The sequence below is a fragment of the Streptomyces sp. 351MFTsu5.1 genome (assembly GCF_000383655.1).
In the GTDB taxonomy this organism is placed as follows: Bacteria; Actinomycetota; Actinomycetes; order Streptomycetales; family Streptomycetaceae; genus Streptomyces; species Streptomyces griseorubiginosus.
In genome coordinates, this window is record NZ_KB911794.1 from 169700 (window position 1) to 179876 (window position 10177).

General features: G+C 71.1%; 8 protein-coding genes. 6 read left to right on the plus strand and 2 right to left on the minus strand.

The window, feature by feature from the left end; genetic code table 11:
- Positions 1-29 precede the first annotated feature (29 nt).
- The gene (locus tag H295_RS0134615; protein WP_020139944.1) at positions 30-230 is read left to right on the plus strand and encodes a DUF6191 domain-containing protein; all 201 of its coding nucleotides are present in this window, start codon (positions 30-32) and stop codon (positions 228-230) included.
- Here H295_RS0134615 and H295_RS0134620 read toward each other — a convergent pair.
- Complete coding sequence (locus H295_RS0134620) at positions 223-1398, minus strand: PQQ-dependent sugar dehydrogenase (RefSeq protein ID WP_043218441.1); 1176 nt, start codon at positions 1396-1398, stop codon at positions 223-225. The two genes, H295_RS0134615 and H295_RS0134620, sit on opposite strands and share 8 nt — an antisense overlap.
- Positions 1399-1616: 218 nt before the next feature.
- The gene (locus H295_RS0134625) at positions 1617-2615 is read right to left on the minus strand and encodes an aldo/keto reductase (RefSeq protein ID WP_020139946.1); all 999 of its coding nucleotides are present in this window, start codon (positions 2613-2615) and stop codon (positions 1617-1619) included.
- A 76-nt stretch (positions 2616-2691) separates the two neighbouring features.
- On the opposite strand from H295_RS0134625, the gene H295_RS0134630 reads away from it, so the two are divergent.
- From H295_RS0134630 to H295_RS0134650, 5 genes are all read left to right on the plus strand, one after another.
- A complete protein-coding gene (locus tag H295_RS0134630; protein WP_199788653.1) occupies positions 2692-3654 on the plus strand; it encodes a 2-hydroxyacid dehydrogenase in 963 nt (320 codons plus the stop codon).
- A gap of 393 nt (positions 3655-4047) precedes the next feature.
- Positions 4048-7035, plus strand: coding sequence for a putative bifunctional diguanylate cyclase/phosphodiesterase (locus H295_RS0134635; protein WP_020139948.1), 2988 nt, complete (start codon positions 4048-4050; stop codon positions 7033-7035).
- Between the two features lie 207 nt (positions 7036-7242).
- Entirely contained in the window at positions 7243-9087 is a 1845-nt protein-coding gene (locus H295_RS0134640) for an acetolactate synthase large subunit (protein WP_028810017.1), read from the plus strand.
- Between the two features lie 21 nt (positions 9088-9108).
- Complete coding sequence (gene ilvN, locus H295_RS0134645) at positions 9109-9633, plus strand: acetolactate synthase small subunit (RefSeq protein WP_020139950.1); 525 nt, start codon at positions 9109-9111, stop codon at positions 9631-9633.
- 110 nt (positions 9634-9743) lie between these two features.
- A partial coding sequence (locus H295_RS0134650; protein ID WP_020139951.1) for an NAD(P)-binding domain-containing protein occupies positions 9744-10177 on the plus strand: 434 nt, incomplete at its 3' end.

Consider the following 10177-nt stretch of genomic DNA (forward strand, 5'->3'; position numbering starts at 1 on the left):
ACGGTGGAGGAGACCGGCAGGGAGGCCGCATGTTCAACATGTTCGAGGAACTGTTCGCACCCGGCCGCAAGCACACCCACGACGAACAGAAGCGGCTGGAGCTGACCCGGGAGGACGTCGGTGACGGCGACCCCGGGCGCGGACCGATAGACCTCACCTCCGGGAAGGTCGTCGTCCGCCTGCCCAGGCCGGACCCGGTCGAGGACGACGAGGAGCGGCCGGCTAGCTGACCTGGATCTCCAGGATCCGGTCGTCGCCGTCCTTCGGGCTGCCGCGGCCGTCGGTGTTGCTGGTGACGAGCCACAGCTTGTTCCCGCCCGCGGAGACCACCGTGCGCAGCCGGCCGTACTCGCCCGTCAGGAAGGACTGGGGGTCGGCGGAGGCCTCCGTGCCGTTCAGCGGGATGCGCCACAGGCGCCGGCCCTTGAGCCCGGCCATCCAGACGGACCCCTCGGCGTAGGCGACACCGCTGGGGGAGGCGTCGTCGGTGTGCCACTGGGCCACCGGGTTCTGGAACTTCTTGTCGTCGGAACGGCCCTCGGCGTCCGGCCAGCCGTAGTTGCCGCCGGGCTTGATCGCGTTCAGTTCGTCCCAGGTGTCCTGGCCGAACTCCGAGGCGAACAGCCGCTGCTTCGAGTCCCAGGCGAGGCCCTGCACATTGCGGTGGCCGTAGGAGTACACCGGGGAGCCGGGGAACGGGTTGCCCGGGGCGGGGTCGCCCTCCGGGGTCAGGCGCAGGATCTTGCCGCCCAGGGACTTCCGGTCCTGGGCCAGGCCGGTGTCGCCGCTCTCGCCGGTGCCCGCGTAGAGCATCCTGTCCGGGCCGAAGGCAATACGGCCGCCGTTGTGGATGAAGCCCTTCGGGATGCCCTTGAAGACGGTGTCGGGGGCACCGAGCTGCTCGCCGGGCGCCTTCCGCTCGTCGTAGACCATCCTGACGACGCGGTTGTCCGACTCGGAGGTGAAGTAGGCGTACACCATGTGGTCGGAGGCGTAGTCCGGGGAGAGGGCGATGCCGAGGAGGCCGCCCTCGCCGGCCGCGGAGACCCCGGACACCTCCCCCAGTTCCGTCTTCTTGCCGGATCGGCCGTCGACGCGGGTGATCGTGCCGTCGTCGCGGGAGGAGACGAGCAGGTCGCCGTCGGGGAGCGGAGCGAGGCCCCAGGGAGTCTTGAGCCCCTCGGTGACCGTGCGCAGCACCTTCACCGAGCCCTTCGCCGGCGGGGTCGCCTCGGCGGCCTGCCGGGTGGGGGAGGAGCCCGGGGCCGTACCGCTGGACGCGGGGGCGGTGCCGCCGCCCGGGGAGTCGTCTCCCGAGCCGTCGGAGGAGCAGCCGGCCGTCAGCAGGAGCGTGGTCGCGGCCAGCACGGCCGTCACAGCTCGACGATGCACGATCATGGTCCCTTCGAAGCGGCGGTTCTCCCTGTCATACACCGCTCGCGCCTCACAGGTTCCCGATCTCCACGACCTGATGCCCGACCCGGTGCCCGAACGACGCCCGCGGGGAGCCGGAGCCCCTCGGCCCGCCGTGTGCAACCGCCGGCCACGCCCGCTGCCCGCAGCCGTCTGCTGCTTGCCGCGTGCAGCCGCGTGCCACTCTCCGCTGCCCGCCGCGCTCAGTCCCACGACCCCAGCGCGGGCGGCAGTTCCGCCAGCTCCGTCAGGTCCCGGGCGGTCAGTCGCAGATGCGTTGCCGCCGCGTTCTCCGTCACCCACCGCTCCCGCTTGGCGCCCGGGACCGGAATCACGTGGGAGCCCTGGGCCAGGACCCACGCCAGCGCCACCTGGGCCGGGGTGACCGACTCCCCGTGGCGGGCCGCGACGCGGCGCAGGCCGGAGACGACCGGCTGGTTCGCGGCCATCATCTCGGCGGTGAAGCGGGGGTGACGGGCGCGGACGTCGTCCGGTTCGAAGCCCTGCCCCGGGGTGAGGGTGCCGGTCAGGAAGCCGTTGCCCAGCGGCATCGCCGCCAGGAACCCGATGCCGCGCTCCGCGCACCACGGCAGCAGCGTCTCCATCGCCTCCCGCGACCACACCGACAGCTCGGCCTCCACCGCGCTCACCGGGAAGACCTGCTGGACCCGCCGCAACTGCCGGATCGTCGCGTCGTGCAGCCGGGTCCCGGACCGGCGGCCGCCCCGCGCCCCCATCGCGCACAGCCCCAACGCCCGTACCTTTCCCGCCCGTACGAGGTCCGCCATCGCGCCCCAGGTCTCCTCGACCGGCACCTCGGGGTCCTCGCGGTGCAGCTGGTACAGGTCGATCACATCGGTCTGGAGCCGCCGCAGGGACGCGTCGCAGGCCCGTCTCACATAGCCGGGGCGGCCGTTGGCCACGATGTGCTGCTCGCCCACCAGCAACCCGACCTTGGTCGACACGAACGCGTCCTCGCGCCGCTCCTTCAACACCCGCCCGAGCAGCAGCTCGTTGGTGAAGGGGCCGTACATGTCCGCCGTGTCCAGGAGGGTCGAGCCCAGATCGAGCGCCCGGTGCACGGCCCTGACCGACTCGTCGCCCCGCTGCCGCGAGCCGCTGTAGGCCCAGCTCATCGGCATGCACCCGAGTCCGACGGCTCCCACCGCGAGCGCCGCCGCGCCGATCGTCCTGCGCTCCACCTGCCCGTGACCCTCTCTTTCCCCGAGCCCCCAACCTAACCTCTGGGTCACCGGCCGCCTGACATAGCCTCCAGGCATGACTGCTGACGTGTGGCTCCCCATCCCGCCGGACGAGATCGCCGGGCTCCCCGAAGGGCCCGTCTACCGGTTCTGGGACGGGGGTGAGGACGGCGCCCAGGAGTTCCCCGGCGACCCGGCGGACTGCGTCCTGTACGTCGTGCCGTACATGAAGCGGCAGCCGGTCAAGGTGCGGCCGCTGGCGCAGATGCCGAACCTCCAGGTCGTCCAGACGCTCACGGCCGGTGTCGACGACGTCATGCCACGGCTGTCGGACCTGCCGCCCGGCGTCCGGCTCTGCAACGCACGCGGTGTGCACGAGGCCAGCACCGCCGAGCTGGCCCTCACCCTGACCCTCGCCTCCCTGCGCGGCGTCCCCGGCTTCGTCCGGGCGCAGCAACAGGAGCACTGGCAGGGCGACTTCCATCCCGCGCTCGCCGACAAGAACGTGCTCGTCATCGGCTACGGCGCGATCGGCGCCGCGATCGAGGACCGGCTCGTGCCCTTCGAGGTCGCGCGGGTGGCGCGCGTCGCGCGCTCCGCGCGCACCACGGAGCGCGGCCCGGTGCACCCGCTCACCGAGCTGCCCGCCCTGCTCCCCGAGGCGGACGTCGTCATCCTCTCCACCCCGCTGAACGACACCACGCGCGGTCTGGTGGACGCGGAGTTCCTGGCCAAGATGAAGGACGGCGCGCTGCTGGTGAACGTCGCCCGCGGCCCGGTCGTCGACACCAAGGCCCTGCTCGCCGAGCTGGAGACCGGACGCATCACGGCCGCCCTGGACGTGGTGGACCCCGAGCCGCTGCCCCCGGGGCACCCCCTCTGGCAGGCGCCGGGCGTCCTCATCAGCCCGCACGTCGGCGGACCCAGCTCGGCCTTCCTGCCCCGGGCCAAGAGGCTCCTGACGGACCAGTTGAACCGCTTCGTGAACCACGAGCCGTTGCGGAACGTGATCCTTACGACGGGCACAGCAGGCGAGTAGTCCGTTTTCGGTACCCTCCGCAACCTTTCGGACGCGGTCCGCGCTCCCAACTCCCCTGATCGTCACGGAGCGTAGAGGAACTATGTCCCTGAGTGACGAGACTGGTGTATCGTCCGGACAGGGGCTGCGCCGCGCACCGTTCGGCGCCGGGGATGGACATTGCAGACTGTGAGGGGGGCGACGGGCGATGCACGGCCTATGGACGAGCGATCCGACGCGGCGGAGCCGCCGACGGCGACCCTGGCAGACAGCCGCGCGCAGACGCGGTCATCACGCCGGTCACTGCGGCCACCACAGCCATCACCACCGCAGGCACAACAGCCGCAGGAGGCATGCGCACCCGGCGCACCCGGACCCCCGGGACCCCGGAGCGGTGCGGACCGGGAGGACCCGGTGACCTCGCCCCCGTCTCCCACGACCACACTCGACGGAGCGCTGCGGGTCCAGCCCGCGCGGGGGGCGCAGCCCAGCCGGCCGCCGGCCTCCCGCGACGGGACGCGCCTGGTCCACCAACTCCTCCTCGCCCTGGTCTGCGCGGGATACGCCATCGGTTCCGCGCTCGACTGGGGCTCGCGCGAAGCCGCCCTGATCATGGGCGACTTCGGGCTGAGCGCCGCGGCCGGCACCGCCGCCGTGTCCTGCTTCCTGTACGCCCGCGGGCGTCGGGTCCGCTTTCGACCCGCCTGGCTGCTCTTCGCGCTCTCCTCGGCGATGGCGGCCCTCGGCAACCTGATCTGGGGGTGGTACGAGGTCGTCCTGGGACGGCCCGTGCCCAGCCCCTCCTACGCCGACGCCTTCTTCCTCTGCTTCGCGCCACCGGCCATCGTGGGCCTGCTGGTCCTCGCCAAGCGCCCGGTCACCAAGGCCGGCTGGGTCTGCCTGGGCCTCGACGCCTGGCTGATCGGCGGCTCGCTGCTCACGCTCTCCTGGAGCCTCGCCCTCGCCCAGGCGGCGAAGTCCGAGGGGCCGAGCGTCGCGCACACCGCGCTGTCCCTGGCGTACCCGCTGCTCGACATCGCCCTCGTCAGCATGGTCCTCGCGCTGCACTTCCGGCGCTCGGCGGTCAACCGCACGGCGGTGAACACCGCGATCGGCGCGCTCGCCCTGACCGTGATGTGCGACGCCCTGTTCACCTCGCCGCTGCTGCACAACAACTACCGTTCGGGCCAACTGCTGGACGCGGGCTGGTTCGCCGGCTCCCTGCTCCTCGCCTACGCCCCCTGGGCCGCACCCCGGCGCCCGGAACCCGACCGGAAGCCCCCGACGGGGCGCACCCGCGTGGTCCACGAGCACCTGCCCCGGCACCGGTTCGGGATCCAGCACCACCCCTCCGCCCAGGGTGGTGACCACAGCCGGTACCCGGCCACCCGCCCCATCACCGGGTCGCTGGCCGCGCTCACCCCCTATCTGGCGGCCGCCGTCTGCACCCTGGGGATCCTCTACAACGTCCTCAACGGCCGCAGCGTGGACCGCGTGGTGCTGCTCACCGGCGGCACCGTCGTGCTCGCCCTCGTGGTGCGCCAGGGGATCATGCTGCTCGACAACATCACCCTGACCCAGGAACTCGCGCAGAAGGAGAACCACTTCCGCTCCCTGGTGCAGGGCTCCAGCGACGTCATCATGATCGCCGCCCCGAACGGCATCCTCCGGTACGTCTCCCCGGCCGCCGCCGGCGTCTACGGCTGCCCCGCCGAGGACCTGGTGGGCACCGAACTGGCCGGTCTCATCCATCCCGAGGACCTGGGCTGCGTGGTGCACGAGGTGCGCCGCTTCCTCGCCGCCAACCCCCTTGAGGAGCCCACCACCCGCATCGAATGCCGCTTCCGGTCCGGCGACGGGGGCTGGCTCAACGTCGAGTCCACCGTCAACCGCCATCAAGGCGGCCTCATCTTCAACAGCCGGGACGTCACCGAGAGAGTGCGCCTCCAGGCGCAGCTCCAGCACAACGCCGAGCACGACCCGCTCACCGACCTGCCCAACCGGGCCCTGTTCACGCAGCGCGTCCAGCAGGCCCTGTCCGGCCGCCGCTCCTCCGACCGCGGCACCGCCGTCCTCTTCATCGACCTGGACGGCTTCAAGGCCGTCAACGACACCATCGGGCACCAGGCAGGGGACGAACTGCTCGTCCAGGCCGCCCGCAGACTCCAGGACTCGGTCCGGCACGGCGACACCGCCTCCCGGCTCGGCGGGGACGAGTTCGCCGCCCTGATCGTCGGGGACGGCACCCGCGACCGCACCGTCCGCGAGGGCAACATCCTGGAGCTCGCCGACCGCCTCAGGATCACGCTCTCGCAGCCCTACCTCATCGACGGCAACGATGTCCGGGTCGCCGCCTCCATCGGCGTCGCCTTCGCCGAGCCCGGCCTCGGCGCGGGCGAGCTCCTGCGCAACGCGGACCTGGCGATGTACCGCGCCAAGGCGGGCGGCAAGGGCCGCGTCGAGCTGTACGCGCCCCAGATGCAGCAGGACGTCGTACGGAAGGCGGAGCTGGCCACGCGCCTGCGTGCCGCGCTGCACGACGGCGAGTTCGCCCTGCTGCACCAGCCCGTGGTGTGTCTGGAGGACGGCCGGATCACCTCCGTCAGCGCCCAGGCGCGCTGGCGGTCCTCGCAAGGGGTGCTGTTCACGCCCGCCGAGTTCCTGCGGGTGGCCGAGGACAGCGACCGGACCCAGGAGCTCGGCCGCTGGATCCTGGAGGAGGCCGTCGAACAGGCCGCCGAACGGGCCGCGAACGGTCTGACCGTGCCGGTCGCGGTCCGGATGAACGCCCAGCGGCTGCTGGACCGTTCACTGCCCCTGGGCTCCGTGGAGGCCCTGCTGACCCGGCACGGCCTGCCGTCGGGCTCGCTGCTCATCGAGCTCTCCGACACCGACCCCCGGGTCTCCCTGGACGAGCTGGAGCGCCGGCTGACCGCGATCCGGCGCGTCGGGGTCCGGATCGCCCTGGACGGCTTCGGCAGCGGCTACGCGGCGATCACCGCGCTGCGCAGGCTCCCCGTCGACGTGCTGAAGCTCGACCGCAGCCTGGTCGAGGGCGTCGTGGAGTCCGCGCGCCTGCACAAGATCACCAGCGGGCTGCTCAGAATCGCCGGGGACCTCGGGCTCCAGTCCGTGGCCGACGGGGTGGGCCTGCCCGAGCAGGTTGTCGCCCTGCGCGCGATGGGCTGCACCCACGGGCAGGGCATGGCGTTCTCCGGACCGCTCGACGAGTACCGGCTCCGCCGCGCCCTGGCCTCGGGGCACTACCCGGTGCCGCACGGCCCCGCCGAACCCGCGTTCGCCGGAGGCGGTGCGGGGGTGTACACCGGAAGCATGACGGCCGTACTCGGTGGTGGGACGACCCTCCGCTCACATAATGAGACTCCCGTCCCACCCACTTGACAGTGAGTGCGTGCCGGGGGGAGGGTCAGTCCCATGCGCACCCGAATTCTCGTACTTGGAAAGCGCGTCGGCTGACGCTGAGCCACAGACCGCTCAGCGATCCCCACCCGGCGCGCTCCCCTCGCTTGCCTTACGGCACGAGGGGTTTTTTGTTGCCCAGCCTCCCCACCTCAGCTTCACACCCTCAGCATCGAGAAGAGAATGACGATGACCGAGCAGGCCACCGGGGCCCATCCGCAGCCGCGGCCCCGATCCGGAGGACAGCAGTCCGCACCCGAGCACGTCACGGGCGCGAAGTCCCTCATCCGCTCTCTCGAGGAGGTCGGCGCCGAGACGGTATTCGGTATCCCCGGCGGTGCCATCCTTCCGGCGTACGACCCGCTGATGGACTCCACCCGGGTGCGGCACGTCCTGGTCCGTCATGAGCAGGGCGCGGGTCACGCGGCCACCGGCTACGCGCAGGCCACCGGCAAGGTCGGTGTCTGCATGGCGACTTCGGGCCCCGGCGCGACCAACCTGGTGACCCCGATCGCGGACGCCCACATGGACTCGGTGCCGCTCGTGGCGATCACCGGGCAGGTGGCCTCCAAGGCGATCGGCACGGACGCCTTCCAGGAGGCGGACATCGTCGGCATCACCATGCCGATCACCAAGCACAACTTCCTGGTCACCAAGGCCGAGGACATCCCGCGGGTCATCGCGCAGGCCTTCCACATCGCCTCCACGGGACGCCCCGGTCCGGTGCTGGTCGACATCGCCAAGGACGCCCTCCAGGCGAAGACGACCTTCTCCTGGCCGCCGGTCATGGACCTGCCCGGCTACCGCCCGGTGACCAAGCCGCACGCCAAGCAGATCCGCGAGGGCGCCAAGCTGATCACCCAGGCCAAGCGGCCCGTCCTCTACGTCGGCGGCGGTGTCATCAAGGCCGGCGCCACCGCGGAGCTGAAGGTCCTCGCAGAACTCACCGGAGCTCCCGTCACCACCACCCTGATGGGGCTCGGCGCGTTCCCCGACAGCCACCCGCTGCACGTGGGAATGCCGGGTATGCACGGTTCGGTCACCGCCGTCACCGCGCTCCAGAAGGCCGACCTGATCGTCGCCCTCGGTACCCGTTTCGACGACCGCGTCACCGGCAAGCTGGACAGCTTCGCCCCGCACGCCAAGATCGTCCACGCCGACATCGACCCGGCCGAGATCGGCAAGAACCGCGCCGCCGACGTGCCGATCGTCGGTGACGCCCGCGAGGTCATCGCCGACCTGGTCCAGGCCGTCCAGAAGGAGCACAGCGAGGGCCACCAGGGCGACTACAGCGCCTGGTGGAAGGACCTGTCCCGGTGGCGCGAGACCTACCCGCTCGGCTACGACCTGCCCGCCGACGGCTCGCTCTCCCCGCAGCAGGTCATCGAGCGGATCGGGCAGCTCGCCCCCGAGGACACGATCTTCGCCGCGGGCGTCGGCCAGCACCAGATGTGGTCCGCGCACTTCATCCAGTACGAGAAGCCCGCGACCTGGCTGAACTCCGGCGGCGCCGGCACCATGGGCTACGCGGTCCCGGCCGCGATGGGCGCCAAGGCCGGCATGCCGGGCAACACCGTCTGGGCGATCGACGGCGACGGCTGCTTCCAGATGACCAACCAGGAACTCACCACCTGCGCCCTGAACAACATCCCGATCAAGGTCGCCATCATCAACAACGGCGCCCTCGGGATGGTCCGCCAGTGGCAGACCCTCTTCTACAACCAGCGCTACTCCAACACCGTGCTGCACAGCGGTCCCGAGGACATCAACCCGGACGCGAAGGGCACGCGCGTGCCGGACTTCGTGAAGCTGTCCGAGGCGATGGGCTGCGTGGGCCTGCGCTGCGAACGCCCGGAGGACCTGGACAAGGTCATCGCGGAGGCCAACTCCATCAACGACCGCCCCGTCGTCGTCGACTTCATCGTCCACGAGGACGCGATGGTGTGGCCGATGGTCGCCGCCGGCACCTCCAACGACGAGATCATGGCCGCCCGGGACGTCCGCCCCGACTTCGGCGACAACGAAGACGACTGAGCGAGAGAGACGTAAAAGATCATGTCCAAGCACACGCTCTCCGTCCTGGTGGAGAACAAGCCGGGCATCCTGGCCCGGATCGCGGCCCTCTTCTCGCGCCGCGGCTTCAACATCGACTCGCTCGCGGTCGGGGTGACCGAGCACGCCGACATCTCCCGCATCACGATCGTGGTGAGCGTCGACGCGCTGCCCCTGGAGCAGGTCACCAAGCAGCTCAACAAGCTCGTCGAGGTGCTGAAGATCGTCGAGCTGGAGCCGGGACAGGCCGTTCACCGTGAACTCGTTCTGGTGAAGGTGCGCGCCGACAACGAGACGCGCTCCCAGATCGTCGAGATCGTCCAGCTGTTCCGCGCCAAGACCGTCGACGTCTCCCCGGAGGCCGTCACGATCGAGGCCACCGGTTCCAGCGACAAGCTGTCCGCGATGCTGAAGATGCTGGAGCCCTTCGGCATCAAGGAGCTGGTCCAGTCCGGCACCATCGCGATCGGCCGCGGCGCCCGCTCCATCACCGACCGCTCGCTGCGCGCCCTCGACCGCAGCGCGTGACACCGGGTACGGGCGGCCCCGGCCGCCCGTATACCGAGACCCCGAGACTTCATCCCACTCCGCCGTCATACGGTGGGACGCAACACCTGCACACAAGGAGAGAACCCAAAGTGGCCGAGCTGTTCTACGACGCCGACGCCGACCTGTCCATCATCCAGGGCCGCAAGGTCGCGGTCATCGGTTACGGCAGCCAGGGCCACGCCCACGCGCTGTCGCTCCGTGACTCGGGTGTCGACGTGCGTGTCGGTCTGCACGAGGGCTCCAAGTCCAAGGCCAAGGCCGAGGAGCAGGGCCTGCGCGTGGTGACGCCGTCCGAGGCCGCCGCCGAGGCCGACGTCATCATGATCCTGGTCCCGGACCCGATCCAGGCCCAGGTCTACGAGGAGTCCGTCAAGGACAACCTGAGCGACGGCGACGCGCTGTTCTTCGGTCACGGCCTGAACATCCGCTTCGACTTCATCAAGCCGCCGGCGGGCGTCGACGTCTGCATGGTCGCCCCCAAGGGCCCCGGTCACCTCGTGCGCCGCCAGTACGAGGAGGGCCG

Excerpts from the sequence above, each read along its gene's own strand:
- H295_RS0134615 (WP_020139944.1), top strand. The coding sequence starts at position 30 with ATGTTCAACATGTTCGAGGAACTGTTCGCACCCGGCCGCAAGCACACC.
- H295_RS0134620 (WP_043218441.1), bottom strand. The coding sequence starts at position 1,398 with ATGATCGTGCATCGTCGAGCTGTGACGGCCGTGCTGGCCGCGACCACG.
- H295_RS0134640 (WP_028810017.1), top strand. The coding sequence starts at position 7,243 with ATGACCGAGCAGGCCACCGGGGCCCATCCGCAGCCGCGGCCCCGATCC.
- H295_RS0134630 (WP_199788653.1), top strand. The coding sequence starts at position 2,692 with ATGACTGCTGACGTGTGGCTCCCCATCCCGCCGGACGAGATCGCCGGG.
- ilvN (WP_020139950.1), top strand. The coding sequence starts at position 9,109 with ATGTCCAAGCACACGCTCTCCGTCCTGGTGGAGAACAAGCCGGGCATC.